The sequence below is a fragment of the Polaribacter pectinis genome (assembly GCF_014352875.1).
Lineage (GTDB): Bacteria > Bacteroidota > Bacteroidia > Flavobacteriales > Flavobacteriaceae > Polaribacter > Polaribacter pectinis.
Window position 1 is genome coordinate 77,328 of record NZ_CP060695.1, and the last position, 26,055, is coordinate 103,382.

Consider the following 26,055-nt stretch of genomic DNA (forward strand, 5'->3'; position numbering starts at 1 on the left):
TTTTAATTTCCGGCTAAAATTCTAATGGCCACAAAAATTGCGATAATCAATCCGCCATAAATTAATACTTTTTTACCAGCGTTTTTATAGTAACGCTCATGATTTTTAATGTCTTTTCTGTAACTATAAATCATTAGAGCAATAAATGCTGTAATAAAGAAAATCATAAAAATAATTCTACCAGTTGTAAAATATGCGCTTAAAAACATTTTTTTATTCTTTATAAGTTGTTTATTAATAGCTCCTATAGCCACTTTAATTATCATAAAGTTTCTATATATTGCTATCAGAATCAACCTGAATTTGATTTTACAAAATTACAAATTAAATGAAGAACGCCATTGTTTTTGGAGCAACTTCTGGAATAGGAAAAGCATTAACCGAAATTTTAGTCAAAGAAGGTTATAAAGTTGCTGTTACAGGCAGAAGATTAGAGAAGTTAGAAGAAATTAAAAATAGATTTCCAGATCATATTCTTATCAAACAAAATGACATACAAGATGTAATAGATTTAGAAAAAGTATTTAATGAACTTGTTTCTGAGCTTATTACGGTAGATTTAGTTATACAATCTTCTGGCGTTGGTTTTGTAAATCCAAAATTAGAATGGGAAAAAGAAGCACAAACAATTAATACAAATGTGTTAGGAGTTACCAAATTATATACACTCTCTTATAATTTATTCAGACAACAACAATTTGGGCATTTGGTTGGTATTTCATCTATTGCTTCTATTAGAGGAAGTCGTTCTGCGCCTGTTTATTTTGCTTCTAAAGCATATCAAAAATCGTATTTAGAAGGTTTGTACATAAAAACAAAATCAATAAAATCGAAAAAGGTTTTTATTACAGATATTCGTCCAGGTTTTGTAGATACGCCAATGGCATTAGGAGAACAACTTTTTTGGATGGTTCCTGTTGATAAAGCAGCAAAACAAATTTATACGGCTATAAAAAATAAAAAAAGAGTAGCATATATTTCTAAAAGATGGCGTTTAATTGCTTGGGTTTTAAAAGCATCGCCAGCGAGGTTGTTGAAAAAATTTACATAAACCCATAACAAGAATAATTACCTTAAATTAATAAAACATAAAATGAAGAAAAGAATAGCAGCAGTAACTGAATTTCATACCGCTTTTAAATTAAATATGAATAGCGAACCAATTGCAGATATTGGAGAAGATAGAAAGAAACTACGTTTCGAGTTGATGAAAGAAGAAAATGAAGAATATCTAGAAGCCGCACAAAATAACGATTTAGTTGAAGTTGCAGATGCTTTAGGAGATATGTTATACATTCTTTGCGGAACCATTATAGAACATGGGATGCAAGATAAAATAACCGAAGTTTTTAATGAAATACAACGTTCTAATATGAGTAAATTAGGCGAAAACGGAAAACCAATTTACAGAGAAGATGGTAAAGTTTTAAAAGGGCCAAACTATTTTAAACCCAACATTAAAGAAATTTTAGAGAGGTAAAATTACTTTTTTAGTATCATTTAGATTTATAAACTTACAGTTAAGGTTTCTTGTTCTAAAGTTTTTTATTGATATAACTTAATCAATTTGTTATTAGAGATTAACCTATGTTTTTAGATGAAGAAAAGATGATGAGGTTTTTAGTTTAGACGAAGTTTAAGATAAAATGTAAGACTTTCTAAACTTTATATTATTTAATTTATAGAGTCTTCATTAGTTATTTTACCACTGCCAATAACACTTTTAACATTTGCCCAAAAACTTAATAAAGCTCCAGAAGACTTATCAGAAAATTCTGAAAGAAGTAATAAGTTGTTCACAAATAATTTAATATTTGAAACATTGGGCTGATAATAAGCCATATTCCATTCTTCAAAATATCTTTTATCTACTTTGTTTTCCCAAAGAACGTTTACTGTATGGTGTCTTTTATCTGTCTTTATTTTATTAAAAACATCTAAAACATCTTTTTTTGTCCCTTCAAGAATTTGTACAAAACTGTTGTTATGGTAAATAAGACATCCAGTTATATTTTTAGATGAATTAAAAGTATTTGCTTCTGCAAGAATATTTTCTAAATCAGTAAAACTTAAGTTATCTATTGATTTCGAATGGTAATTTAATTGGTACATTTAATCTTTAATTTTTAAACCTTTATTTAATTAAATGTTAACAAAACAAATAACCATCTATTAATTATAATACTAATTAGCGAAGTTAAACTTTTTAAATTAAAAGCAAAATAAACTAAAATTTAAGTTTCATACTTTAAAAAAGTAAAATGAAAACCTAATCACATAGCATTAGAAGTTCATTTGGTTTTTCAAAATTCAAAGTTTGTCTATTCGCAAAAAAAAGCATCAACGTAAATTGATGCTTTTGTTAAATATTAAGTTTTTAAGTTTATTTTACAACAACTCTCCAACCATAAGGATCTTCAGCTTTATTTGTCTGAATATCTGTAATTGCTTTCTTTAAAGTTCCTGCAAAAGGTTTGTCTAATTCAGGTAAATCATAATCTGTTCCTTGGTAACCAAAACCTGCAATAGGAGAAATTACTGCAGCAGTTCCTGCTCCAAACATCTCTTTTAAACTTCCAGATTGTGCAGCAGCAATCACTTCAGAAACTGAAATTTTACGTACTTCAACATCAATATTCATGTCTTCTGCAATCTGAATAACACTTTTACGTGTAATTCCATCTAAAATTCTATCACTTGTAGGACTTGTAATTAAAGTATCATTAATTCTGATGAAAATATTCATTGCACCAGCTTCTTCAATATACTCATGAGTATTATCGTCTGTCCAAATTACTTGGTTATAACCTTTTTCAATCGCTAATTGAGTAGGGTAAAATTGTGCAGCATAATTTCCACCAGCTTTTGCAAAACCAACACCACCATTTGCAGCACGTGCATATTTTTCTTCAATTAAAACTTTTACTTTACCAGCAAAATATGCTCCAGAAGGCGCAGTACAAATAATTAATTTGTAAGCATTTGCAGGCGAAGCGTGAAAACCGTTTCCAGAAGCAAACATAAAAGGTCTAATGTATAAAGAACTTCCATCGTTTTTTGGAATCCAAGCTTCATCTAATTTTAATAAAGCTTTTAAACCATCCATAAATACATCTTCAGGAATTTGCGGAATTACCAAACGTTCTGCAGATTTATTTAAACGTTTACAGTTGTCTAAAGGTCTAAACAACAAAGTATTTCCTTCAGCATCTTTGTAAGCTTTCATTCCTTCGAAAATAGATTGTCCGTAATGAAAAATCTTCGCAGAAGGATCTAAAGAAATTGGCGCATAAGGCTCAATAACTGGCGTTTGCCATTTTCCATCTTTATAATCACAAACAAGCATATGATCAGAAAAAACGCTACCAAAAGGTAAATTATTAAAGTCTACACTTTCTATTTTAGACTTTTCTATATGTTTGATTTCTATATTAGAACTCATAATTAAATTGATTAATATTCAAGACAAATGTACATAATTTATTCATCTGAAAGAACATAAAAATATGGGTTTTGCATTAAAAATATGTACATTTGCTATACTATTATTAAATATGCAATTTATGAAGACAATCGTTAAATTTTGTGCAATAGCACTATTGGTTTTTACAGCTTGTAAAGACGGAAAGAAAGAAAATAAAGAAGTAGAAACACCAACTCAAGAAATTGCTTTTGCAACTTTTGGAGATAAAATTTCAGAGAAAGACGCATTAACAAAAGACCAAATGTTAGCGAAATTCGAAAACATGAATGTTGGTGATACAATTGATGTAAAATTTACTTCAGAAATTAAAGAAGTATGCTCTAAAAAAGGTTGTTGGATGAAATTACCTTTAAACGAAGCAACAGAAACAATGGTTCGTTTTAAAGATTACGGATTTTTTATGCCATTAGACTCGCAAGGAAAAGAAGTAATTGTAGCAGGTAAAGCATTCGTAAAAATTACGCCTGTAGAAGAATTACAGCATTATGCAGAAGATGCAGGAAAAAGTAAAGAAGAAATAGCCAAAATTACTGAACCAAAAAAAGAATTTGCTTTTGAAGCAAATGGTGTTTTATTAGGAACAAAGTAATTTTATAAAAACCAATTTCGAATTGTGAAAAGAGAAATATTAATTACTTCAGATGGTTCTACAACCATACATTTACCAGATTGGGATGAGCAATATCATTCCAAAAATGGTTCTATTAACGAAACCTATCACGTTTTTATAGAGAGCGGCTTAAAGTTAGTTTCCACTGAAGAAGTTTCCATTCTCGAAATTGGTTTTGGTACAGGTTTAAACGCTTTTATTACCTATTTAGAAGCTAAAAAACCAATTGATTATGTTGGAGTAGAAGCCTATCCAGTTACTGCAGAAGAAATAGAAAAAATGAATTTTATTTCTGTTTTAGATGCCAAAGAAGAGAATGCTATTTTTGATAAAATGCACGAAGTTTCTTGGGAGGAAAAACATCAAATTACAGACAATTTTTCGCTCACAAAAAGAAAGCAGTTTTTCGAAGATATTACAGACGAAGATGCTTTCAATTTAATATATTTCGATGCTTTTGGTGCACGTGTGCAACCACAATTATGGACAGAAGAAATCTTCGCTAAAATGTTTACTTCGCTTAAAGAAAACGGTATTCTTGTAACGTATTCTGCAAAAGGAAGTGTTAGAAGAGCCATGCAAGCAGTTGGTTTTACTGTAGAACGTTTGCCTGGACCTCCAGGAAAAAGAGAAATGTTAAGAGCAATTAAAAAGAGTAAACTATAGGTGATTTTTAAAATGTTTTTTCATAAAAACAATTAAAATTTATTAGAATGGAATTCAAAAGAAAATTCGGAAGACAAAAACAATCGAAACCAACAAAAGGACTTTTTTTAGTCATTTTATTAGCAGTCGTTTTAATACTTTGGTTTAAAGCAGATGCAATTATGGAAGCTTTGTTTTAATATTTTTTAGAAGCTATTTCCTGCTTTTCGCACTCGCTTTTTTTATTCATAAAACAATAAAAAAGAGCTCAAACAAATGCTACAATCAGGGCTAAACTTGTTTGCTAACTTTTCTACTTTTTAAAACTCCTTCCTTTCCAATTGTAATTCGAAAAGACAGATTTTAATACAATAAACACACTAAAAAACGGATAGAAAAAACTACAAAATAAATACCATTTGTAGAATGTTTTTTTATGGTTATAAAAATTGATTGTTGGTATAAATAAAAACATATCAATGATTATTTTAAAAAATAATGGAGTAAAAATTACAAAAATATTATCGGATAAAAAAATACTAAAAACAATACTCAAGTTCACTAAAAGCAACAAAACACCTATTAGTTTTACGCCAACAGATTTAATATTACTTGTTTTAGATACCCATCTCACTCGTTGATGAACTAAATCGATATTTGTTTTTACGGGAAAAGTAGATACAATAGCATTTTTTGATTTTAAGAATTGTACAGATTTTTTGTCATTTTCTAAAAACTTCTCAAACAGAAAAATATCATCGCCACTTGCAATGTTTTCATTGCCATCAAAACCATTTAGTTTTAAAAATTCTTGCTTTTGATAAGCTAAATTTGCACCATTGCATAAAAAAGGATGTCCCATTCCAAAACTTCCAACTGTAGTTCCTTGTAAACTCATAAAATCTAATAATTGAAACTGCTCTGAAGAATTGTTTATAGCAATATAATTAACAGGAGCAACCACCATTTTTGGGTTGTTCTGTTGAATAAAAGCATCAAATGTTTTTAGCCAGTTTTCTGGTAAAATACAATCTGCATCTGTTGTAAGAATCCAATTATTTTTAGCGATTGAAATAGCAGTTGTAATTGCATCTTTTTTTGGAGAATTTGAGGTTCTATTATTTTTTATAACATTAATGGACATTTTATTATTTGGAAGAATATCTTCAATAACTTTAACAGAATCATCAGAAGAAGCATCATCCACAAAAATAAATTCTACCAATTCTTTTGGATACTTTAGTAAAGAAATAGATTTTAATAATTTAGGTAAATTTTCAGCTTCGTTTCTAAAAGGAATAACTACAGAAAATGAAGTTTTTGGTTCTAAATTTTCAGGTTTAAACTCATCAACTTTAGCAAAACCAAAAGCCAATGCAATAATTAAAATTGCATACAAAATGAATATAAATACAAAAAACCAAATCATTTTACGAAGTTAGGTTTAAAAGTCAAGACAAAATAGCTCCCAATAATTGCAGGAAATACAAAATTACAAATCCACATAATTGTTGTGACAGATAAAATTACAAGTGGTTCAATATTAAAAAAAGAAAATACCCAAATAGCGACAGTTCCTTTTAAAACAACATCAAAAAGTGACAACATTGGCACAATAGAACTGATAAAATAAACAGTTGTAATTGCAGAAATTGCATCTAAATAAGAAATGTCAACCTTAAAAAGGAACAACAAAAAATAAAACTGATGTGAAAAAACGACGAATCGTAATAAAGAAATCAATGCAACTTTTATATTTAATTTTAACGGAATTTTATTGATAAAAGTTCTCGCTTTTTCAGCAGAATAGCCTTTGTAATTAAAATGTTTTGCGCCAAAAAAGAAAGCAGAAATTATAAAAATGCCCAATAATAAAAATCGTAAAACCCTGTGATAATCTATAGAAACATTATGGTTATAAACAAAATATCCAAAACCAATAATTCCAAAAAAAAGCGTCATTATCATTTGATAAAAATTCCCTACTAAATTCAAACCAACGATTTGTTTTCTCAATGATTTATCAAAATACAATGCTTTTGCGCCATATTCTCCAATTCTGTTTGGCGTAATTAAAGAAGTCGTTAACGAAGCTAAACTCTGAATTGTTGCATTTTTCTTACTTGTTTTTACACAAAAAGAAGCAAGTGTTTCCCATTTTGTAATTTCTAAAAACCAATTAAAAAATGTAAAAATCAATAGAAAAAGCATGTTTTTAGTAGAAAAAACGTTGTTTTTAATCAAATTTTGATAAAAATCAGAAAAAGAAAACTCACTATTGGAAGTTAATCTTTGCCAAATAAAATATCCACAACCAATTACAATAGATAGTTTTATTATCAACCAAAAGAATTGTTTAGATTTGTATGAAAGCGAGTTGTACATTTCGTGCAAAGTAATAAATAATCGTCAGTATAAAAGACGATAATCACAAAAAACAATCTACGATTGTGGCCATAGAAAAAATAATTTTAGGAATTGACCCAGGAACAACAATTATGGGTTTCGGATTGATAAAAGTTGTCGGTAAAAAGATGGAATTTATTCAAATGAACGAATTAATTTTAAAAAAATACGACGATCATTATTTAAAATTAAAACTAATTTTTGAACGAACAATCGAATTAATAGACACTTACAATCCAGATGAAATAGCTATTGAAGCGCCATTTTTTGGAAAAAACGTACAATCGATGTTAAAGTTGGGTAGAGCACAAGGAGTTGCAATGGCTGCAGGTTTGTCCAGAGAAATACCCATTACAGAATATTTGCCAAAGAAAATTAAAATGGCAATTACTGGAAATGGAAGTGCCAGTAAAGAGCAAGTTGCTTTGATGTTAAAATCGCTTTTAAACTTAAAAACGTTACCAAAAAACCTCGATGCAACAGATGGTTTGGCAGCTGCAGTTTGTCATTTTTACAATTCAGGAAAAATTGTTGGCGGAAAAAATTATACTGGTTGGGCGAGTTTTGTAAAGCAGAATGAAAAACGAGTTAAGAAGTAGATAATGAAAAAGAATCTTACTATATTAATTCTCCTTATTTGTTTCAGTTGTTTGAAAAACAATAAAGATAAAGTTGTTAAAAAAAATATAAGTTTAGTGACTGAATTAGACTTATGTTCGAATTACGATATGAAATGGTCTAAACCCCATTATATTTCTCAACTTTTTTGGAGGTTAAACTCAACAAAGCAAACATTAAGTTTAAAAGATTCTTTAATTAATAAATTAAAAATTGTTAGATTAGATATCAGTTCTTCTAATCTAAAATCACTTCCACAAGAGTTATTTCTTTTCGAAAACTTGGAAGAATTAGATATATCAAATAATAAGTTTGAAGATACTGAACAACTTATATTAGATTTAAAGAAATTGCCAAACTTAAAATTACTAGCTTTTAGATATTCAAAACTAAAGAAATTACCAGAAAATATAGGAATATTAAATAATTTAGAAGGGATTTCACTCGATGGTAATATATTAAGGAGTGCAGAAAGTATAGGAGAGCTAAATAATCTTAAATATTTAAGTTTTAGAAGAAATAAAAAGCTTAAAGAATTACCATCGTCAATTAATAAATTAAAATGTCTGCAATTACTTGATGTTTCTGGAAGTGGTATTGAAAGATTGAGAGATGAATTATCTGAATGTATTCAGCTTAAAAGCATATTAGCTAATGCTTCTAAAATAAGTTTTATAACAGAAAATATAGGAGATTTATTTAATTTGAGAAACTTAAATCTTGGTTACAATAAGCTTAAAAATATTCCTACCACAATTGGGGATTTGGAATTTTTAGAAGATTTAAGTTTAGGTTCTAATGAAATTGAATTTTTACCAGAATCTGTATCTAAACTACAAAATTTAGATGCAATAGGTTTAGAATATAATAGATTTAAAGAATTTCCAAAATCAGTATTAAAATTAAATAAATTAAGATTATTAAAACTACACAATAATAATATACCAGAAATTCCTATTGAAGTAGCGAAACTTCCATTCCTATCTTTGTTATATGTTGATCACGAAGTTATTTCAGATGATAATATTAACCAACTTAAAGAAAAGAATAAAAAGTTAAAAGTAAAAAGACATGACGCTTTAAGAAGAGCTCCTGGGAAGATAAAAAGAAAAATATAATGTCTGGTATTTATATACATATCCCTTTCTGCAAACAAGCTTGTTTCTATTGCGACTTTCATTTCTCTACTTCATTAAAAAAAAAGGAAGAAATGATTTCTTCACTTGTAAAAGAAATTGAAATCAGAAAAGACGAATTAGAGAATAAAATTGTTGAAACTATATATTTTGGAGGAGGAACGCCATCTGTTTTAAATATCTCAGAAATTCAGGTTTTAATTGATGCTGTTTATAATAATTTCGAAGTTGTAGAAAACCCTGAAATTACATTAGAAGCTAATCCTGATGATTTATCTGAAGAAAAAATTATTGAACTTTCGAAATCGCCAATTAATCGATTAAGTATTGGAGTTCAATCTTTTTTTGAGAAAGATTTAAAGTTAATGAACCGTGCTCACAATTCAGAAGAAGCTAAAAATTGTTTGCAAATTGCTTCGCAATATTTTACAAATATTTCAGTCGATTTAATATACGGAATTCCAGATTGCACAAATGAAGAATGGCGAGAAAATATACAAACGGCTTTGAGTTTTGGAATTCCACATATTTCCAGTTACGCATTAACAGTTGAGCCAAAAACGGCTTTAGAAACGCTAATAGCAAAAGGAAAAATTAAAAATGTTGATGAAGAAAAAGCGCAAGAACAGTTTTATGTTTTAATTGAAGAGTTAGAAAAGGCAAACTTTATTCATTATGAATTATCAAATTTCGGAAAGGAAAATTTTTTCAGTAAAAATAATTCTTCTTATTGGTTGGGGAAATCTTATTTAGGAATTGGACCCTCTGCACATTCTTTCGATGGAAAACAACGAAGTTGGAATGTTCGAAACAATGCCAAATATATAAAGTCCATTCAAGAAAATAATTTGCCAGTTGAAAGGGAAATTTTATCTAAAACCGACAATTATAACGAATATATAATGACTGGTTTAAGAACTATTTGGGGAGTTTCTTTGGATAAAATAAAAAATGATTTTGGAGAAAAACATCTACAATATTTAGAGAATCAATCTAAAAAATACATAGAGCAAGAGTTGTTAGAAATAAAGATTACTTCAACAGGAATAAAGAAATTATCAACTACAAAAAAAGGAAAATTTTTAGTTGATGGAATTGCATCAGATTTATTTATGCTGAATTAGAATCAAATTACTTTAAGAGTTTTCAAACATCTTTTAAAAAAGCTATATTTGAGATATTAGTAAAATCTTCAGAAACCAGTTCAGTATAAATGAAAGCAACCATAGAATACAATTCCAGAAAAATAGTAGTAAATATCTCTAATCCATTAGATATTTCAATTCCAATAGATGTTTCTAAAGAGAATGTAAATGCTTGGTATGTAGAAGATCCAAAAATTTTTCCAGAAGAAATTGATGGGGAAAAGGTAAAGGTTTCTGAAGGTGCAGTTGTAAACTTTAACAATATTCATTTCAATCCTCATTCGCACATTACACATACAGAATGTGTTGGTCATATTACAGAAAAAGTGCACTCTGTAAACAAAAATCTAAAATATTATATTTTTCTAGCAGAAGTTGTTACAGTTGCGCCAGAAAGTAAAGGAAAAGATTTAGTAATTTCTGCAAAACAACTTAAAACTGCTTTAGGTAATAAGAAAAGAGATGCAATAGTAATTCGAACAATTCCGAATTTATCTGACAAGAAATCGATGAAATACTCGAATACAAATCCGCCTTATTTATTAGAAGAAGCAGCTATTTATTTACGAGAAAAAGGAATTAAACATTTACTAATTGATTTACCTTCAGTAGATAAGGAAAAAGATGATGGCGAATTATTATGTCATAATGCATTTTGGAATACTGCAGGAAAGTTAAGAATGGATGCTACAATTACCGAGTTTATTTATGTGCCAAATTCAGTTGAAGATGGAGAATATTTATTGAATTTAATGATTGCTCCTTTTGAGAATGATGCAACTCCAAGCAAGCCAGTTTTGTATAAAATAATCAATTAATTTATGAAGAATAGATTTAAAAAAAAGTATGTTTTTTACGGATTTTTAATTCTATTAATCCTACTGATAAAAGGTGGAATATATGCTGATATTTCTGTAGAAGATTTAAAAAGTGAGTTTGCAAATGAACATTCTAAGTATGTAGAAATCGATGGAATGCAGGTTCATTATAGAGATGAAGGAACAGGTTTTCCAATAGTTTTAGTTCATGGAACAGGTTCTTCATTGCATACTTGGAATTCTTGGACAAAAGAGCTCACAAAAAATTACAGAGTTATAAGGATGGATTTGCCAGCTTTTGGTATTACAGGTCCAAATAAAAATGCAGATTATTCTATAAAGAGTTACACAAAGTTTTTAAGTGATTTTTTAAAGAAAATGAATCTCTCTATATTTTATTTAGCAGGAAATTCTTTAGGTGGAAATATTGCTTGGAATTACACAGCAGAAAACCCAGATAAAGTTGAAAAACTAATTTTAGTAGATGCAAGTGGTTTGCCAACAAATAAACCACAACCTTGGATTTTTAAAATGGCAAAAACACCAATTATAAATTCGATGTTTTTATATTTTACCCCAAAATTTGTCATCAAACAAAATATGGAACAAGTATATGCAGATGATTCTAAAATTACAGATTCTTTAATTACACGTTATCATAAAATGGCTTTGAGAGTTGGCAATAGAGAAGCTTTTATAGACAGAGCAAAAATTGATTTTAAACCAACAGAAAAAGCAAATACAGATAAATTAAAAAGTATACAAACACAAACATTATTAATTTGGGGAGCACAAGATACTTGGATTCCTTTAGATAATGGAAAAAGAATGGATCGTATTTTACCCAACTCTAAATTGGTTGTTCTAGAAAATTCTGGTCACGTTCCAATGGAAGAAAATCCAAATGAAAGTTTACATATTTTAAAAGATTTTTTGGATGAGTGAAAAGGTTTCAGAAATCATAAGAGTTTTTGTAATTACAATATTTGTTTTTGCAGCGTATTTTTTTCTAGATAATACTTCAATAATAAAATCTTTCTTAAATAATTTATCACAAAATTGGCCAATATTTACTTCAATGTTAAGTTCTTTAATTGGAACCATTATACATTTCTTAAAACTTATTGGGATTATGTTCTCTGTTTACATTGTTATTTTAATATTTAAGATTAGAAAAAATTAAAACCACTTCTTTCGTTTAAAATACCAAACAGAAATAATGGTAACTAAAACCATAACACCTAATAAAATAAAATACCCATATTGAGATTTTAACTCTGGTATGTTCTCGAAATTCATTCCGTAAATTCCAGCTAAAAACGTAAGCGGAATAAAGATTACAGAAAGAATTGTCAATGTTTTCATTACTTCATTTAAACGATGACCTTGAATACTAAAGATTAAATTTATTTTACTTTCTAATTCTTGTAATTCAAAATCGATATTCGAAATTAAGTTATTGGTTTGTTCTTTTAATTCGCTAAAATATTTTACGTTAAAACCTTTAATTTCAATCTTTTCTAATTTAACAATTGTGTCTTTTAAACTAATAGTCGCTTTTTTAAAATTGAATAATTCTTGCTTTCTTTTTTCAACCAAAGAAGTAAATTCTGGTGTAGGTTTTATATTCCCAGAACTCAATTGATCTGAACTTAATTCAGCGTTTTCTTGGTAGGTATCTTGGTAGTTATCAATTATAGATTCCAATAATAAAAATAATAAATAATCAGCTTTTTTCTTTCTAACAATTCCTTTATTACCTTCTAAACGTTCACGAATCCAATTAAAATAATCTCCTTGTTTTTCTTGAATAGACCATAAATAATCAGGAGAAACAATAAAAATCATTTGTTCAGATTCAAATTTAGAACTTTGTGTAATTAAGACACGAGTAGTTACAAATAACAAACCATCCAATAAAATTACTTTATTTGGGTGTTCTTCATCACTCAATAATTTTATTAAAAAATCGTCTAATTTATTTTGATGAATAACCTTCTTAAAAGACTCTTGATACTTAATTCCATAGGTATTAAGCCATTGAGTGTTGTCATCATTTTTAGTAAAAATTATTTCAGAAATTAACGAAGTATTCGTTTTTTCATAGTTTTTACTCGAATAATTAATAATAGATGATCTATTTAGAAATTCATTTTCCATTTGAATAATAATTGTAAATTTGATAGATAAAGGTACTTTTTAAATTGTAATAAATATAATAATTTATGCACATAGAACAATTAAGAGATTTCTGTATTGCTAAAAAAGGAGTAACAGAACATTTTCCTTTTGATGATGTAACCTTGGTTTTTAAAGTGATGGGAAAAATGTTTGCTTTAGTAGGTTTAGAAAGATGGGAAAAAGGTGAAACTAAAATAAATTTAAAATGTAATCCAGAAAAAGCGGAAGAATTACGAGGAGAATATGAAGGAATTGAGCCAGGTTTTCACATGAGTAAAAAACATTGGAATACTGTAATTATAAATTCTTCGGATGTTTCAGATGATTTGGTAAGAGAATTAATAAACCATTCATATAATTTAGTTGTAAAAGGATTAACCAAAAAACTACAAGCTGAACTTGAGAGTTTATAAATATGATTGATAAAGAAGAAATTATAAAGAAACATTGCTATACAGAATTAGTTTATGAAAGAATTAATAAAAAGCTGTGCATAAATTTTTCTAAAGCAGAAATAGAAAAATTATTATGTAAGGTTCTTTCAGAAACATCTTTAGAAAACTATTTTAAAAAAGGAAAGAATTTTTATGTTTTTAATGAAAATTATCAAATAAAAATAACAGTAAATTCTAACACATTTAGAATTATTACAGTTGATAAAATTTAGTTTCTAAAGGTTAGATTCATGAAAAAGCAAGAGCTAAGAAAAATATACAAACAAAAAAGGACAGATTTAACGGATGCTGAAATTAAAGAATTTCAAGAAAATATTTATAAACAAATTTTTAATTTAGATCTTTCTGAAGTTCAAACGGTTCATTTATTTCTTTCCTTAAGAAAATTTAATGAAATAGATACTTCATCAATTATTAGTTTTTTAAGAGAAAAAGGAAAACGAATAGTTGTAAGTAAATGTAATTTTGAAGACAATACTTTGTCACATTTTTATTTTGATGAAAATACTGTTTTAGAGTTAAATAAATTCGGAGTTCCAGAACCAATAAACACAGAACAAGTTAACGAAACTGTTTTAGATTTAATTTTTGTGCCACTTTTAATTTCTGATAAACAAAACTTTAGAGTTGGTTATGGTAAAGGTTTTTACGACCGATTTTTATCTAATTGTAGAAAAGATGCCAAGAAAATAGGGTTGAACTTCTTTAAACCGATTACAAAAATTGAAGATGTTCACGAATTTGATGTTGCTTTAGATTCTGTTATTTTTCCGAAATAATTTTACTTAATTTTCTTTAAAACCTTTCAGTTTAAAAAGTAAATTCGGATTCGGACAAATATTTTTCCAAAATTCAGTTTCACTTTCTAAAACAACTCCAGGAAAATCATTTTTATAATCTAAAAGCGATAACATAATTTGAAAATGTAAATGAGGAACCCATTCACCATTTTCTGCATAATTACCCAATACACCAATTTGCTCTCCTTTTTTAATGTGTTCTCCAATAGAAAATTTTAAAACACTTTCAGCAGAAAGATGACCATATAAAGTATAAAACTCAACATCATCAATTAAATGTTTTAGAATTATAAAACCACCATAACCTTTTAATTCTTTCTGATGAAGTGTACAAACAACTTCGCCTTCTAAAATTGCATGAACTGGCGTGTTTTCTGGTAGCCAAAAATCTAATCCTAAATGAATATTTCTTTTTTCTACGCTATTTTTATCAAGTGAATTATAAATGTCAGAAGTATATAAAGCACGTTTTTCTAAATAACCACCAGCAATAATTTTAGTAGGATTTTTTTGCTGAATTTCATCGAGTTTACTTTCAAAATAAACAGGATTATTAAACTCATCAAAAGTTTTAACAGTTGAGTTATTGATACTTAAATCGATATGAAAAACAGCACTTTTTTCAACCGTAGGAAATAATTCTTTTATAGAAAAGTGTTTGTTTTTAGACCAATTTTTAAAGTTCTTATATCTCTTTTTTTCATCCATATTCAAAAATAGAATATTCTCTTTAGTTTTAGAAAATAACTTTTTATTATTTGTAGTTTTGTGTAAAACAGTTTTAGAATGATTGTACAAGGAAACATTGTAGATATAGAAAATAAGAGAATTTATAAAGGAGAAGTTTTAGTAAAAAATGGAAAGATTTTAGAAGTTCGAGAAGCTGCGCATGCTAAAGAAAACTATATTTTACCCGGTTTTGTAGATGCACATATCCACATAGAAAGTTCCATGTTGGTTCCTTCTGAATTTGCAAAAATTGCAGTTGTTCATGGAACAGTAGCAACAGTTTCTGATCCGCATGAAATTGCCAATGTTTTAGGTGTAAAAGGTGTTAATTTTATGATTGAAAATGGAAAAAAAGTTCCGCTGAAATTCAATTTTGGCGCACCAAGTTGTGTACCTGCAACATCTTTTGAAAGTGCTGGTGCAATTATAGATTCTGATGATATTAAATTAATGATGGAAAACCCGGACATTAAATATTTGGCAGAAATGATGAATTATCCTGGTGTTTTATTTGATGATGAAGAAGTTTTAGCAAAAATAAAACATGCGAAAAATAACAACAAACCAATTGATGGACATGCACCAGGTTTACGAGGAAAAGATGTTACAAAATACATTTCTGCAGGAATTTCTACAGATCATGAGTGTTTTTCTTATGAAGAAGCTTTAGAAAAGTTACAAAAAGGAATGAAAGTGATTATTAGAGAAGGTTCTGCTGCAAAAAACTTCGAAGCTTTAATAGATTTATTACCAGAACATTTTCAGAAAATGATGTTTTGTTCAGATGACAAACATCCAGATGATTTGTTGTTAGGGCATATCAATCAATTGTGTGAGCGAGCAGTTACTAAAGGAATTGATGTTTTTAAAGTATTACAAGCTGCTTGTGTAAACCCTGTAAAACACTATAATTTAGACGTTGGTTTATTGCAAAAAGGAAATGATGCAGATTTTATTATTGTTGAAGATTTAAAGAAGTTTAAGGTTTTAGAAACCTATATAAATGGAGAGTTGGTTGCTAAAAATGGAGAGTCATATGTGAAACATGTAGATTTCGAAGTTTTAAACAATTTTAATACAGATAAAAAGAAAGTTGAAGAGTTTAGATTCGAATCTTCATCAGAAAAAATAAGAGTAATTGAAGCTTTAGATGGCGAATTGGTTACAAACAATATTGAAGCAAATTCTTTAATTAAAGATGGAAATTTAGTTTCAAATACAGAAAATGATGTTTTAAAAATGACAGTTGTAAATCGTTATAAAAACGATAAACCAGCAATTGCATTTATAAAAAATTTCGGTTTAAAAGAAGGCGCCATTGCAAGTTCTGTTGGGCACGATTCGCATAATATTATTGCAGTTGGCGTTTCTGACGAAGCAATTTGCAAAGCTGTAAATTTAATTATTGAAAATAGAGGAGGAGTTTGTGCAGTAAATTCATCTGAAGAAAAAATAGTCTCTTTACCAGTTGCAGGAATTATGAGCGACAAATCTGCTCTTGAAATTGGAGAAAAATATGCAGAATTAGATAAAATGGCAAAAGAAATGGGAAGCAAATTAAGAGCACCTTATATGAGTTTGTCTTTTATGGCTTTGTTGGTAATTCCGTCTTTAAAATTGTCTGATAAAGGTTTGTTTGATGGAACTTCCTTCAAGTTTACTTCTTTAGAAATAGAATAAAAGTGTCCTTTTTAGTGAAGAGATAACATAATAGAGAAATCTTATTTTAAAACCTTTGAGATTTCTCCTAAAGATTAAAATGACAAATAGTTGCTTTATTAATACCGGAAATTGGCAAACAAGTTTAGCCCTGATTGAAACGGCATCCTTTTTTATTTTTCATAAAAAAGATATAGTGGAAAGCAGGAAATAGCTTCTAAAAAATCCTATTTAAAATGGTACTTTTGTCAATATTAAAATATATAAAATGAGTTTACAAGAAGAGTTAGAAAACAGAAGTGGAAATAAATGCGAATTATGTACAGCAACAGATAGTTTATCTGTTTACGATGTAAAACCAACTATAACTGGTGGTGGAGGAATGGATGGAAGTTTGTTGGCTTGTGAAACTTGTATAACTCAAATCGATAATCCAGAAGAAACCGACGCAAATCATTGGCGTTGTTTAAACGATTCTATGTGGAGTGAGTTTAGAGCTGTAAAGGTTGTTGCTTGGCGCATGTTGTCTCGTTTAAGAAACGAAGGTTGGCCAAAAGATTTGTTGGATATGATGTATTTGGAAGACGACGATTTACGTTTTGCAAAAGAATCTGGAGATCATTTAGACGAAAGCGAAAAGATAATTCATAGAGATGCAAATGGTGCAATTTTACAGGCTGGAGATTCTGTGGTTTTAATAAAAGATTTAAAAGTTAAAGGTTCTAGTTTGGTTGCAAAACAAGGTACTGCCGTTCGTAGAATTTCTTTAGACCATGAAAATGCAAAATATATAGAAGGTAAAGTTGGCCCGACACAAATTGTAATTATTACAGATTACGTTAAGAAAATGGCGGAAAAAGAATAGAAAGCCCCTTTTGTCTTTCAGACATTTTCCTCAAAGGGAAAAAAGCACTCTTGCGACTGACTTTAGTTTTCATATATTTTTAAAGTAAGTTTAGAGACTATATTATGGGCAAAGAAAAACACAACAGTTTCTCCCTCCTTTGGAGGGATTAAGGGAGGCTTTTTACAACATTTTTTGTTGTTTTTTATAAAAAGAATCGGCTTGCAATTTCATTAAATCGCGAGCCATTTTTTGTTTATAAGCATATATTTCTTCCTCTGTAGCAATATCTTCATATACTTTTTTGTTAACAGTAATGTCTGCTTGTAATAATTGGTTTCTTTGGTCTACTTGTTGTTTTACCCAAGTTTTTATAGCAGATTCATTATCTTCTAATTTAAAATCATATTCGCCTTTTGGTGAAATTAATTTAGCAAAAATTGGCGATGTTTCTATCGCTAAAAACAACAAAAATATAAAGAAAGATGGCAACCAAGGTAATTTGCCTAAAGCATTAATTCTTGCCATTAATCCATCGAAATTTGCAATAATGGGTTGTGTTTTACTTTCGTAAATTTTCTGATTTTCTATTAAAGTAGCAATATCAGCTTCTTTGTTTTTAATTTTTTCTGCGTTTTCTTTTTTCAAATTATTTAATGCAAATAAAGAAGCATCGTGTTTGTCTCTTTTTTCTTTATAAACTGGCCCTTTACCTAATAATTTGGTCCCTTTTCTACCTTCAGCTTCTGCAATATAGGTTTCATATAAAGCATTTGTTTTTGCTTCTTGGGTATTAATTTCTTGTTTTAAGCCCTCAATTTCTGAACTTATACTTGCAATTTCTGGAGTAAATTGTGCTGCAATTTCAGTTTTATTATCCAGTGTCTTTTGGTTTTTCTCTGTCAATAAAACCTGATTTATTTCTTTCTCAAACAACTTTAATTCTAAAGGTTTAGAAATTACAATGGCAATAATAACTGCCAATAAAATTCTTGGAGAAGCTTGTAGGAATTCTCTCCATTTAGAATCTGATTTTTTTAATGTAGAAACTATAAATCTGTCTAGATTAAAGATTAACAATCCCCAAATTAATCCAAAGAAAATGGAAGCAAAGATATTATCAAATACTGTAAAAAGCGCATAACTTCCTGCAATGGTTGCCATAACTGCTGTGAAAAAAACTGTGGCGCCAATGCCAACATATTTGTTTTGTTCTCCATTAGAACAGTTTTCAATTAGGTTTTTATCGACTCCAGAACAAGTAAGAAAGAAATTTTTAAGCACAGTATTTTGTTTAGTTATAAAAGTATAACGTATTTGTAGAGAATTTGTTACATAAAAAAACCTCGAATATTCGAGGTTTTTTAAAATGTTCTAAACAAGTAATTATTATTATTATTATTATTATTATTTCTTACTAGTAATATAAACAGCTCCAGAACCATCTTTGTTTTTTTTAACATTTACAGAAGCAATTTTATCTGTACTTATAAGTTCCATTTCTTCTTTACTAATAAGTTTATTATCTAAATAATATTTAATGTTATCATTTTTTGTGGCAGAATCTAAAGCAGTTTTTGAAATCCAAACTTTGTAATTACTATTGTTTGTGCTTTCTGAATGAATACTTAAATTTTTATTTTTCTTCAATAAAGAAATTGCTTTGTCTGAATCTATTTGCTCTTTTTCAAAATAAAATATTGCTCCTTTTTTTGCCATACTAATTACTTGGTCTAAATGTGGTCTTGGTGGTGGTGGAGGTGTAAATTCAACTTTTTTGCCATCCTTTTTATTAGTAATACTTATTTTTTTAGAAGGTGTTTTTGGTGGTGGTGGACATTCTGGAAACGGTTCTGCATTTTTCTTTTCAGTTTCTGATAATTGTTTGTATAAGAACTCTAATCTATTTATATCCTTAAGTTTAATTACACGTTTGTCTTTTGGTTGCTTATTATATTTTTTTGCTAAAGTATTATACTCTTTTAAAGCTGTTTTTGTTGATGTTTCTTGCGCTTCAATCCTTTCTGCAAATAGGAAAATAAAACCTATTATAAGCGGAATTACCGCCAATTTTTTAAACCAAACTTTTGTTTGCGAACTTTTAGTTGTCATCATTTTTAATCTTTTTTTAGTTAATGAATAATTCAAATTACTGGCCAAGTAATATTCGTTGTTCCAAGCAGCTTTATTCAATAATAAATGCTGGTATTGAAAAGTGTTTTTATGTTTATTAATAACCTTAGAGTCAGCTATAAATTCATGGTTTAGTTGTATTGCTTTTTTTATAAAAATAAACAATGGGTTTATCCAAAATATGATTTGTAAGAATTCAATTAATAGCACATCTAATGTATGTTTTTGAGTTACATGCGTTAACTCGTGTGTGAATAATTCTTCTTCAATATTACCCTCTTTATAGTCATTTTTATTGATGAAAATTGCCTTCCAAAATGTATGTGGAAGTATTTTATCATCAACTAAAATTAGCGTTGCTTTTTTATATTTTATCTTTTCATTCAATCTTATTTTTTGAATGATTTTAAATAAATTTATTCCAAATCTAATTGCAAGTATTACTGAAATAGTGAAGTAGAATAGAATGAAAAATTGAGAAAAACCGATGGAATCATTCATTTCTGTTTGCACATTGGCTTGTGTAAATGTTGTGACCTTTAAAGCTTCATTTGCTGAAATTGTATTAACAGTGATGGTTACAAATGGTACTAAAAATGAAAAAAGAATACTACCTAATAAATAGAAACGATTAAAATTATGCATCTTTTCTTTTTCTAAAATAAAGTGATAGAAAAACAATAAAAGTGCTAAACAACTTGTCGATTTTATAATATACGTTATCATTTTTGTTGCTTTTTAATTTGACTATCAATAACTTTTTTTAAATCTTCAAGTTCTTCTGTAGAAAGATTTGTTTCTTTAGTGAAAAATGATGCAAACTGACTTGCAGAGTCGTTAAAAAAGTTTTTAATTAATCCGTTTACGTGTTTAGAAAAATAATCTGTTTTTTTAATTATTGGAAAATATTCTCTTGATTTTCCAAATAACTTATAATCTATAAAACCTTTATCGGCAATTCTTTTTAACAATGTAGCAACAGTTGTTGTTGCAGGTTTAGGTTCTGGAAAATCTTCTAATAAATCTTTTAGAAATGCTTTTTTACGTTTCCATAAATATTGCATTAATTGTTCTTCTGTTTTAGATAATTGCATAAGAATTCTATTTTACTCTACAAACATAGAATAAAAAAATGAATTCTACAAATGTAGAGTTAAAGTGTATTTTAAATGTTTCTAATAATTGGTTGAATGTCTGCGTTAAGGATTGCAGTGAAAATCCTTTTTATGAAGTATGAATAAAAAGATTGGAACGAAAAGCCTGACCAAGCTTTTTTGCTTGGTAACGCCCAAAAAAAAATCCGCTCATTTCAGAACGGATTGTTATATTATTTAGACATTTCTGTAAAATACTGATAAAAATATGGAATGGTTTCAATTCCTTTTAGGTAATTCCAAACTCCAAAATGTTCGTTTGGTGAGTGAATTGCATCAGAATTTAATCCAAAGCCCATTAAAATAGTTTTACTTTTTAATTCTTGTTCAAAAAGTGCAACAATAGGTATACTTCCTCCACTTCTTTGTGGAATTGGGGTTTTATTAAAGGTAGTTTCATAGGCTTTACTAGCAGCTTTGTATGCAATATTGTCTATTGGCGTAACATAACCTTGTCCACCATGATGAGGTTTTACAACTACTTTTACTGATTTAGGCGCAATACTTTCGAAATGATTTTTAAATAATTCTGTAATTTCTCTCCAATCTTGATTAGGAACCAAACGCATAGAAATTTTTGCAAAAGCTTTGCTTGCAATTACAGTTTTAGCACCTTCGCCAATGTAACCTCCCCAAATTCCATTAACATCTAAAGTGGGTCTAATAGCATTTCTTTCGTTGGTAGTATATCCTTTTTCTCCATGAACATCTCCAATAGCTATAGATTTTTTATAATCCTCTAAAGAGAAAGGTGCTTTTGCCATTTCTGCTCTTTCTTCAGTAGATAAATCTTCTACTTTATCATAAAAACCAGGAATAGTTATATGATTATTTTCATCATGTAGAGAAGCAATCATTTTAGTTAGAATATTGATTGGATTTGCAACTGCACCACCGTATAAACCAGAATGTAAATCTCTATTTGGTCCTGTTACTTCAACTTCAACATAACTCAAACCACGCAAACCTGTCGTTATAGATGGAATATCGTTGGCAATCATTCCAGTATCAGAAATTAAAATTACATCATTCGCTAATTTTTCTTTGTTTCTTGGAACAAACCAAGCCAAACTTTCTGAACCAACTTCTTCTTCACCTTCAATCATAAACTTTACGTTACAAGGTAAGTTTCCTGTTGATGTCATATATTCTAATGCTTTTACATGCATGTACATTTGCCCTTTGTCATCACAAGAACCACGTGCAAAAATTGCGCCTTCTGGATGAATTTCGGTTGTTTTAATAACTGGCTCAAATGGAGGTGAAGTCCAAAGTTCTATTGGGTCTGCTGGTTGAACATCATAATGTCCATAAACTAAAACAGTTGGCAAATTTTTATCTATAATTTTTTCTCCATAAATTATAGGATAACCTGGTGTTTCACATATTTCAACATTGTCACATCCTGCTTTTTTTAGACTTTCTACAACAAAATCGGCCGTTAATAAAACATCTTTTTCAAATGCTTTGTCCGCGCTTACAGATGGTATTTTTAAGAGCTCTATTAATTCGTCTAAAAAGCGTTGTTTATTTTCTTTTATATAAGATTGAATTGAATTCATTTAAGTGTTTTTTTAAATTTCTATTCAAAAATAGAAAAATTATAATGAACAAGTTTGTAGTTTCTACGGATTGTTTATATTTGCATCCCGAATTATCGGATAAGTTGCAGGCGTGGTGGAATTGGTAGACACGCTAGACTTAGGATCTAGTGCCGCGAGGTGTGAGAGTTCGAGTCTCTCCGCCTGTACAAAACTAAAAAAGCTCATCTAATTTAGATGAGCTTTTTTTTATTATCTAAAACTCCAGTTTTTATAATTGCTAGAAGCTTCGAGTTTATTTTCGATGTTGTCTGGTAAATTTGGAAAAAAATCAATGCCTGTCTTTTCTTCTAATTCATCAATAGAAATAACAAAATTATTTAGTGGCTTATTACTCTCTTTATGAGGTAGTAGAAAGGCAATTGCTTTTATTTCGGGTTCTGTATAATCTAATAATATTTTATAAAATTGATTAGGAACTGAAACTTTATCTTTTCCTATAGTTGGAAGATTATTTTCTAAAATGCCACCTGTTACAACATATAAATGATTGTATTTTTTTGCCCAATAACGTGTTTTTTGCTCTAGTTTGTTCCAAATACCTGCGTTAAATTCGTGGTTTTGAGGAGAAATATTAGAAGTTAAAAAGGTTTCATTGTAACCATCTAATGTTAATCTTCTATCTCCAGCAGGACATAAATGACCTCTGTCATAACCAGAATTTTTATAACTTCTCCAATCTGCAGATTTAGTTTTTACTTTTGGGTCTTCATTAAAATAAGGACGCTTACGATTAGTGTAAACAATGTCTTTTTTGTCTAAAGAATAGGCAATCCATTCTGCTTGCTCATGTTTTTCTGAATAAGATAAACTATAACCATTGTGTTTGACAACAACGCCTGTTGTTGATGTTGGTAGAAAATTAAAGTTGGCTTTATTGTTTTCAATAGCATTTATAGTGGATGTGTTTTTATTTTTTTCTTGAAAATAATAGACACTAAATAATATTAATAATGCAATAAGAGCAATAATTTTTTTTGGTTTCATTATTTTTTAGATAATAGAATTTCTTCAAAATTTTCTGATTTTTCTGCTGCATCAAATAAACGTTGTGCTTCTTTCGGAGGAATTGTTAGTTTTCTTTTTGTTAAATCTATCCAAGCTCCATAAACTTTTATAACTGCGGAAATTTTACCAGCTTCATTAAAAACTTCGTGAACTAATTTCCAGCGTTCGTTATTTTTAGATAAACCTGCTAATTTTATGTTTACAGTAATATTTTCTCCTAAATGGACTTCTTTTCTAAAAGAAGTTTCTTCAGTAAAAAGAATTGGTCCAAGATTGTGTTTGGTAAACTCATGGATAGAGAAATTATGTTCTGCAAAATATCTTACCCTTACTTCTGCTGCATAATCATTATATGCTGTATGACGCATGTGTCTGTTTGGGTCGAAATCTGCCCATTTTGTTGCAAATGTTACTTTAAAACTCATTATTGTTGAATTAAAAAATCGAATCTTTTTAGAAAAAGATTCGATTTAAATGATTTGAATATTATAGGTTAGTTTTTTATTACTTCGGAAGAATTTTTCAATTTTAATTCGCTTAAAACATTAAGAGCTTCAGAAACATAAATGTCTTTTGCTAAATTTTTATGCCAAGCAATTCTTTTATCAGCTAAAACAGAATCCTTTTTTAAGAACTGCATTTCATAACTTGGAGATGAAAAAGTTAAATTAGATTTGTAATCGAAAACAGATTTAAACTTTTTTGCATCTTTTTCTTTTGCTTCAGTTTCTTTAGAAAAAGATTTGAAATTTAAAGAGTAAGAAGTGTCATCTTGGTTTTCTTTTAACCATTTTGCATATTCATTTATCAGTCTAAATTTTTTGTTAGAAGCAATTCTTTCTTTACTGTTATAAACTACATCAGCAAAATTAGCGTATGAATTTGTTTGTGTATAATTTGCTTGTGGAACTTTATCCCAAATTAAAGCACCATCTAAATCGCGTTCTCCAAATTTCATATAACTATATCTACTTGGCATCGCAATGTCTGAATAAACGCCTTCTATTTGTGTAGATCCTCCATTAATTCTGTAGAATTTTTGAATGGTCATTTTTAGGTATCCTAAATCTTTTTCATATTTTGGATAAAATTGATTTATTGGTAAAATATTTTGAACAGTTCCTTTTCCATAAGTTTGATTTCCACCAATAATTACTGCTCTTTTATAGTCTTGCATTGCTGCTGCAAAAATTTCTGATGCAGATGCTGAAAACTCATTTACCAAAACAACCACAGAACCATCCCATTGAACTTTTGGGTCTGTATCATTTTTTACACTTGGTTTTTCGCCTCTGTATTTTACTTGTACTATTGGACCTTTATCTATAAATAAACCACTAATTTCTATGGCAGTTTTTAAAGAACCACCACCATTATTTCTTAAATCTATAAGTAAACCAGAAACACCTTCGCTTTTTAAACGTTCGATTTCTTTTTCCATGTCTTTTGCAGAATCTCTATAGTTTTGTTCATCAAAATCTATGTAAAATTTAGGTAAATCTATAATTCCGAATTTTTTTCCATCTTTTTCTACCACAGTAGATTTTACAAAAGTTTCCTCTAATTCTACAACATCTCTTGTAATAGAAATTACTTCTGTAGAACCATCTAATTTTTTCTTAACGGTTAATCTTACTTCTGTTCCTTTTTTTCCTTTGATAAATTTTATAGCATCATCTAAACGCATACCAACAATATCTAAAGGCTCTTCTTTACCTTGTGCAACTTTTAAAATAATATCTCCTGCTTCAAGATCTCCTTGTTTCCAGGCTGGACCTCCAGATACTAATTCGAAAACGTGAGTGTAAATTCCTTTTTTCTGAAGTCTTGCACCAATACCTTCCAATTTACCAGACATGTCTTGGTCGAAACGTTCTTTAATTCTTGGTGCCATATATGTTGTATGAGGATCGAATGCTCCAACAACACTATTTAAAAAAGTAGAAAACCAATCTTCATGTTCTAATTCTTCAATTCTTAAATAAAGCTCATTCATGTTTTTTAGAACTTCTGCTCTTGCTTCTTTTTCAAAAGTTTTAAAAGATTTTTTCTTAAAATTCTTATCTGTTTTTACTTTTTCTTCTTGTTGTTCTGTTTTTTCTTGAACTCTGCTTAAAGTGTTTAATTTAAGTTGTTTACGCCAATAATCAATTAACTCACTTTCATTTTTTGCAAACGGAACTTTATCATAATCTATATCTATAGATTCTTTTTTGTTAAAATTAAAAGGTTGCTCTAATAATTCAGTATAATAAGATTTAGCATTTTTAATCTTATCTGTAAATCGATTGTAAACTAGGTTATAAAAAGAAAGATCATCGTTTAATAATTGATTATCTATTTCATACTTGAATTTAGAAAATTCTTTCATATCCTTTTGAGTAAAGTATCTCTTACTTGGATCTAAACCATCGATAAAATCATTAAAAACTTGTTCAGAAAAATCATCATTCATGTCTTTCACAACAAAATGCCCACGAGTTAAGATGTTTTTTAAAACGTAAATTAAAACTTTGTCTTTTTCTGGATCTGAATTAACATTTACATTTGATGCTTCTGCAGTAAAGTTTGCGGTGAACAAAAAAACTGCTAAAAATAGGGTATACTTATGTATCGTTCTCATAAACTT

Annotated in this window: 29 protein-coding genes and 1 tRNA gene; 16 read left to right on the plus strand and 14 right to left on the minus strand. The window is 28.5% G+C overall.

Going from position 1 to position 26,055, the window contains the following annotated elements; genetic code table 11:
• Positions 1-2: 2 nt before the first annotated feature.
• The gene (locus H9W90_RS00380) at positions 3-266 is read right to left on the minus strand and encodes a hypothetical protein (protein ID WP_254712508.1); all 264 of its coding nucleotides are present in this window, start codon (positions 264-266) and stop codon (positions 3-5) included.
• A gap of 62 nt (positions 267-328) precedes the next feature.
• Here H9W90_RS00380 and H9W90_RS00385 point away from each other — a divergent pair, with 62 nt between their 5' ends.
• Positions 329-1,051 (plus strand): SDR family NAD(P)-dependent oxidoreductase, encoded by a 723-nt coding sequence (locus H9W90_RS00385; protein ID WP_187482517.1) that lies wholly within the window; start codon positions 329-331, stop codon positions 1,049-1,051.
• Positions 1,052-1,093: 42 nt separating this feature from the next.
• Positions 1,094-1,480, plus strand: a complete 387-nt coding sequence (locus H9W90_RS00390; RefSeq protein ID WP_187482518.1) for a pyrophosphohydrolase domain-containing protein — start codon at positions 1,094-1,096, stop codon at positions 1,478-1,480.
• 194 nt (positions 1,481-1,674) lie between these two features.
• Here H9W90_RS00390 and H9W90_RS00395 read toward each other — a convergent pair whose 3' ends face one another.
• Positions 1,675-2,112: a BLUF domain-containing protein gene (locus H9W90_RS00395; protein WP_187482519.1), complete on the minus strand. Its 438-nt coding sequence runs from the start codon at positions 2,110-2,112 to the stop codon at positions 1,675-1,677.
• A 271-nt stretch (positions 2,113-2,383) separates the two neighbouring features.
• A complete protein-coding gene (locus H9W90_RS00400) occupies positions 2,384-3,442 on the minus strand; it encodes a branched-chain amino acid aminotransferase (RefSeq protein ID WP_187482520.1) in 1,059 nt (352 codons plus the stop codon).
• Positions 3,443-3,563: 121 nt separating this feature from the next.
• Here H9W90_RS00400 and H9W90_RS00405 point away from each other — a divergent pair, with 121 nt between their 5' ends.
• The 3 genes from H9W90_RS00405 to H9W90_RS15470 are packed head-to-tail and all read left to right on the plus strand — an operon-like array spanning position 3,564 to position 4,939.
• A complete protein-coding gene (locus H9W90_RS00405) occupies positions 3,564-4,073 on the plus strand; it encodes a DUF4920 domain-containing protein (RefSeq protein WP_187482521.1) in 510 nt (169 codons plus the stop codon).
• A gap of 24 nt (positions 4,074-4,097) precedes the next feature.
• Positions 4,098-4,760 carry a tRNA (5-methylaminomethyl-2-thiouridine)(34)-methyltransferase MnmC2 gene (gene mnmC2 / locus H9W90_RS00410; protein ID WP_187482522.1) on the plus strand — a complete coding sequence of 221 codons (663 nt, stop codon included), beginning with the start codon at positions 4,098-4,100 and terminating at the stop codon, positions 4,758-4,760.
• Between the two features lie 47 nt (positions 4,761-4,807).
• Positions 4,808-4,939 carry a hypothetical protein gene (locus H9W90_RS15470; protein WP_302849809.1) on the plus strand — a complete coding sequence of 44 codons (132 nt, stop codon included), beginning with the start codon at positions 4,808-4,810 and terminating at the stop codon, positions 4,937-4,939.
• 113 nt (positions 4,940-5,052) lie between these two features.
• Here the strand turns inward: H9W90_RS15470 and H9W90_RS00415 are convergent, their stop codons facing one another.
• Both H9W90_RS00415 and H9W90_RS00420 read right to left on the minus strand, forming a co-directional pair.
• A complete protein-coding gene (locus H9W90_RS00415; protein ID WP_187482523.1) occupies positions 5,053-6,168 on the minus strand; it encodes a glycosyltransferase family 2 protein in 1,116 nt (371 codons plus the stop codon).
• Complete coding sequence (locus H9W90_RS00420; protein WP_254712509.1) at positions 6,165-7,082, minus strand: hypothetical protein; 918 nt, start codon at positions 7,080-7,082, stop codon at positions 6,165-6,167. The genes H9W90_RS00415 and H9W90_RS00420 overlap by 4 nt, the downstream gene beginning before the upstream one ends.
• Before the next feature lie 107 nt (positions 7,083-7,189).
• Between H9W90_RS00420 and ruvC the strand changes: the two genes are divergently transcribed.
• The 5 genes from ruvC (at position 7,190) to H9W90_RS00445 (ending at position 11,807) form a co-directional block, all read left to right on the plus strand.
• Positions 7,190-7,744, plus strand: a complete 555-nt coding sequence (gene ruvC / locus H9W90_RS00425; RefSeq protein WP_187482525.1) for a crossover junction endodeoxyribonuclease RuvC — start codon at positions 7,190-7,192, stop codon at positions 7,742-7,744.
• Between the two features lie 3 nt (positions 7,745-7,747).
• A complete protein-coding gene (locus H9W90_RS00430) occupies positions 7,748-8,881 on the plus strand; it encodes a leucine-rich repeat domain-containing protein (protein WP_187482526.1) in 1,134 nt (377 codons plus the stop codon).
• Complete coding sequence (gene hemW / locus H9W90_RS00435) at positions 8,881-10,023, plus strand: radical SAM family heme chaperone HemW (protein WP_187482527.1); 1,143 nt, start codon at positions 8,881-8,883, stop codon at positions 10,021-10,023. Before H9W90_RS00430 ends, hemW begins: the two co-directional genes overlap by 1 nt.
• Before the next feature lie 89 nt (positions 10,024-10,112).
• Complete coding sequence (locus H9W90_RS00440; protein WP_187482528.1) at positions 10,113-10,862, plus strand: cyclase family protein; 750 nt, start codon at positions 10,113-10,115, stop codon at positions 10,860-10,862.
• Positions 10,863-10,865: 3 nt separating this feature from the next.
• Complete coding sequence (locus tag H9W90_RS00445; protein WP_187482529.1) at positions 10,866-11,807, plus strand: alpha/beta fold hydrolase; 942 nt, start codon at positions 10,866-10,868, stop codon at positions 11,805-11,807.
• 234 nt (positions 11,808-12,041) lie between these two features.
• On the opposite strand, the gene H9W90_RS00450 is transcribed toward H9W90_RS00445, so the two are convergent.
• Complete coding sequence (locus tag H9W90_RS00450) at positions 12,042-13,022, minus strand: CorA family divalent cation transporter (RefSeq protein WP_187482530.1); 981 nt, start codon at positions 13,020-13,022, stop codon at positions 12,042-12,044.
• 65 nt (positions 13,023-13,087) lie between these two features.
• Here H9W90_RS00450 and H9W90_RS00455 point away from each other — a divergent pair, with 65 nt between their 5' ends.
• From H9W90_RS00455 to H9W90_RS00465, 3 genes are read left to right on the plus strand one after another with little or no spacing between them, the layout of a single operon-like run.
• On the plus strand, positions 13,088-13,456 hold the full coding sequence (locus H9W90_RS00455; protein WP_187482531.1) for an MmcQ/YjbR family DNA-binding protein: 369 nt from the start codon (positions 13,088-13,090) through the stop codon (positions 13,454-13,456).
• A gap of 2 nt (positions 13,457-13,458) precedes the next feature.
• Positions 13,459-13,710: a DUF3781 domain-containing protein gene (locus H9W90_RS00460; protein ID WP_187482532.1), complete on the plus strand. Its 252-nt coding sequence runs from the start codon at positions 13,459-13,461 to the stop codon at positions 13,708-13,710.
• An 18-nt stretch (positions 13,711-13,728) separates the two neighbouring features.
• The gene (locus H9W90_RS00465; protein WP_187482533.1) at positions 13,729-14,277 is read left to right on the plus strand and encodes a 5-formyltetrahydrofolate cyclo-ligase; all 549 of its coding nucleotides are present in this window, start codon (positions 13,729-13,731) and stop codon (positions 14,275-14,277) included.
• Between the two features lie 6 nt (positions 14,278-14,283).
• On the opposite strand, the gene H9W90_RS00470 is transcribed toward H9W90_RS00465, so the two are convergent.
• Positions 14,284-15,006 (minus strand): peptidoglycan DD-metalloendopeptidase family protein, encoded by a 723-nt coding sequence (locus H9W90_RS00470; RefSeq protein WP_187482534.1) that lies wholly within the window; start codon positions 15,004-15,006, stop codon positions 14,284-14,286.
• A gap of 78 nt (positions 15,007-15,084) precedes the next feature.
• Between H9W90_RS00470 and ade the strand changes: the two genes are divergently transcribed.
• Both ade and H9W90_RS00480 read left to right on the plus strand, forming a co-directional pair.
• Entirely contained in the window at positions 15,085-16,707 is a 1,623-nt protein-coding gene (gene ade, locus H9W90_RS00475) for an adenine deaminase (protein WP_187482535.1), read from the plus strand.
• A gap of 247 nt (positions 16,708-16,954) precedes the next feature.
• On the plus strand, positions 16,955-17,551 hold the full coding sequence (locus H9W90_RS00480; RefSeq protein WP_187482536.1) for a PhnA domain-containing protein: 597 nt from the start codon (positions 16,955-16,957) through the stop codon (positions 17,549-17,551).
• A 162-nt stretch (positions 17,552-17,713) separates the two neighbouring features.
• On the opposite strand, the gene H9W90_RS00485 is transcribed toward H9W90_RS00480, so the two are convergent.
• The 4 genes from H9W90_RS00485 to H9W90_RS00500 all read right to left on the minus strand — a co-directional run bounded on the left by H9W90_RS00485 (position 17,714) and on the right by H9W90_RS00500 (position 22,379).
• Positions 17,714-18,814 (minus strand): DUF4407 domain-containing protein, encoded by a 1,101-nt coding sequence (locus tag H9W90_RS00485; protein WP_187482537.1) that lies wholly within the window; start codon positions 18,812-18,814, stop codon positions 17,714-17,716.
• Between the two features lie 123 nt (positions 18,815-18,937).
• On the minus strand, positions 18,938-20,389 hold the full coding sequence (locus H9W90_RS00490) for a M56 family metallopeptidase (protein ID WP_187482538.1): 1,452 nt from the start codon (positions 20,387-20,389) through the stop codon (positions 18,938-18,940).
• Entirely contained in the window at positions 20,386-20,757 is a 372-nt protein-coding gene (locus H9W90_RS00495) for a BlaI/MecI/CopY family transcriptional regulator (RefSeq protein ID WP_187482539.1), read from the minus strand. Before H9W90_RS00495 ends, H9W90_RS00490 begins: the two co-directional genes overlap by 4 nt.
• Before the next feature lie 233 nt (positions 20,758-20,990).
• Positions 20,991-22,379: a dipeptidase gene (locus H9W90_RS00500; protein WP_187482540.1), complete on the minus strand. Its 1,389-nt coding sequence runs from the start codon at positions 22,377-22,379 to the stop codon at positions 20,991-20,993.
• A gap of 106 nt (positions 22,380-22,485) precedes the next feature.
• Between H9W90_RS00500 and H9W90_RS00505 the strand changes: the two genes are divergently transcribed.
• Positions 22,486-22,567, plus strand: a tRNA-Leu gene (locus H9W90_RS00505).
• Positions 22,568-22,610: 43 nt separating this feature from the next.
• Here the strand turns inward: H9W90_RS00505 and H9W90_RS00510 are convergent.
• From H9W90_RS00510 to H9W90_RS00520, 3 genes are all read right to left on the minus strand, one after another.
• Positions 22,611-23,405 (minus strand): DNA/RNA non-specific endonuclease, encoded by a 795-nt coding sequence (locus H9W90_RS00510; protein ID WP_187482541.1) that lies wholly within the window; start codon positions 23,403-23,405, stop codon positions 22,611-22,613.
• On the minus strand, positions 23,405-23,851 hold the full coding sequence (locus H9W90_RS00515) for an acyl-CoA thioesterase (RefSeq protein ID WP_187482542.1): 447 nt from the start codon (positions 23,849-23,851) through the stop codon (positions 23,405-23,407). The genes H9W90_RS00510 and H9W90_RS00515 overlap by 1 nt, the downstream gene beginning before the upstream one ends.
• 68 nt (positions 23,852-23,919) lie before the next feature.
• Positions 23,920-26,049, minus strand: coding sequence for a carboxy terminal-processing peptidase (locus H9W90_RS00520; protein ID WP_187482543.1), 2,130 nt, complete (start codon positions 26,047-26,049; stop codon positions 23,920-23,922).
• Between the last annotated feature and the right edge of the window lie 6 nt (positions 26,050-26,055).

What these genes read in the sequence shown, in the direction of transcription:
- H9W90_RS00480 (WP_187482536.1), top strand. Translation starts at nt 16,955, where the DNA reads ATGAGTTTACAAGAAGAGTTAGAAAACAGAAGTGGAAATAAATGCGAA.
- ade (WP_187482535.1), top strand. Translation starts at nt 15,085, where the DNA reads ATGATTGTACAAGGAAACATTGTAGATATAGAAAATAAGAGAATTTAT.
- H9W90_RS00400 (WP_187482520.1), bottom strand. Translation starts at nt 3,442, where the DNA reads ATGAGTTCTAATATAGAAATCAAACATATAGAAAAGTCTAAAATAGAA.
- H9W90_RS00515 (WP_187482542.1), bottom strand. Translation starts at nt 23,851, where the DNA reads ATGAGTTTTAAAGTAACATTTGCAACAAAATGGGCAGATTTCGACCCA.
- H9W90_RS15470 (WP_302849809.1), top strand. Translation starts at nt 4,808, where the DNA reads ATGGAATTCAAAAGAAAATTCGGAAGACAAAAACAATCGAAACCAACA.
- H9W90_RS00390 (WP_187482518.1), top strand. Translation starts at nt 1,094, where the DNA reads ATGAAGAAAAGAATAGCAGCAGTAACTGAATTTCATACCGCTTTTAAA.
- H9W90_RS00430 (WP_187482526.1), top strand. Translation starts at nt 7,748, where the DNA reads ATGAAAAAGAATCTTACTATATTAATTCTCCTTATTTGTTTCAGTTGT.
- hemW (WP_187482527.1), top strand. Translation starts at nt 8,881, where the DNA reads ATGTCTGGTATTTATATACATATCCCTTTCTGCAAACAAGCTTGTTTC.
- H9W90_RS00510 (WP_187482541.1), bottom strand. Translation starts at nt 23,405, where the DNA reads ATGAAACCAAAAAAAATTATTGCTCTTATTGCATTATTAATATTATTT.
- H9W90_RS00500 (WP_187482540.1), bottom strand. Translation starts at nt 22,379, where the DNA reads ATGAATTCAATTCAATCTTATATAAAAGAAAATAAACAACGCTTTTTA.
- H9W90_RS00405 (WP_187482521.1), top strand. Translation starts at nt 3,564, where the DNA reads ATGAAGACAATCGTTAAATTTTGTGCAATAGCACTATTGGTTTTTACA.
- H9W90_RS00395 (WP_187482519.1), bottom strand. Translation starts at nt 2,112, where the DNA reads ATGTACCAATTAAATTACCATTCGAAATCAATAGATAACTTAAGTTTT.
- H9W90_RS00380 (WP_254712508.1), bottom strand. Translation starts at nt 266, where the DNA reads ATGATAATTAAAGTGGCTATAGGAGCTATTAATAAACAACTTATAAAG.
- H9W90_RS00385 (WP_187482517.1), top strand. Translation starts at nt 329, where the DNA reads ATGAAGAACGCCATTGTTTTTGGAGCAACTTCTGGAATAGGAAAAGCA.
- H9W90_RS00495 (WP_187482539.1), bottom strand. Translation starts at nt 20,757, where the DNA reads ATGCAATTATCTAAAACAGAAGAACAATTAATGCAATATTTATGGAAA.
- H9W90_RS00460 (WP_187482532.1), top strand. Translation starts at nt 13,459, where the DNA reads ATGATTGATAAAGAAGAAATTATAAAGAAACATTGCTATACAGAATTA.
- H9W90_RS00520 (WP_187482543.1), bottom strand. Translation starts at nt 26,049, where the DNA reads ATGAGAACGATACATAAGTATACCCTATTTTTAGCAGTTTTTTTGTTC.
- H9W90_RS00440 (WP_187482528.1), top strand. Translation starts at nt 10,113, where the DNA reads ATGAAAGCAACCATAGAATACAATTCCAGAAAAATAGTAGTAAATATC.
- H9W90_RS00490 (WP_187482538.1), bottom strand. Translation starts at nt 20,389, where the DNA reads ATGATAACGTATATTATAAAATCGACAAGTTGTTTAGCACTTTTATTG.
- H9W90_RS00415 (WP_187482523.1), bottom strand. Translation starts at nt 6,168, where the DNA reads ATGATTTGGTTTTTTGTATTTATATTCATTTTGTATGCAATTTTAATT.
- H9W90_RS00455 (WP_187482531.1), top strand. Translation starts at nt 13,088, where the DNA reads ATGCACATAGAACAATTAAGAGATTTCTGTATTGCTAAAAAAGGAGTA.
- H9W90_RS00465 (WP_187482533.1), top strand. Translation starts at nt 13,729, where the DNA reads ATGAAAAAGCAAGAGCTAAGAAAAATATACAAACAAAAAAGGACAGAT.
- H9W90_RS00445 (WP_187482529.1), top strand. Translation starts at nt 10,866, where the DNA reads ATGAAGAATAGATTTAAAAAAAAGTATGTTTTTTACGGATTTTTAATT.
- H9W90_RS00450 (WP_187482530.1), bottom strand. Translation starts at nt 13,022, where the DNA reads ATGGAAAATGAATTTCTAAATAGATCATCTATTATTAATTATTCGAGT.
- H9W90_RS00470 (WP_187482534.1), bottom strand. Translation starts at nt 15,006, where the DNA reads ATGGATGAAAAAAAGAGATATAAGAACTTTAAAAATTGGTCTAAAAAC.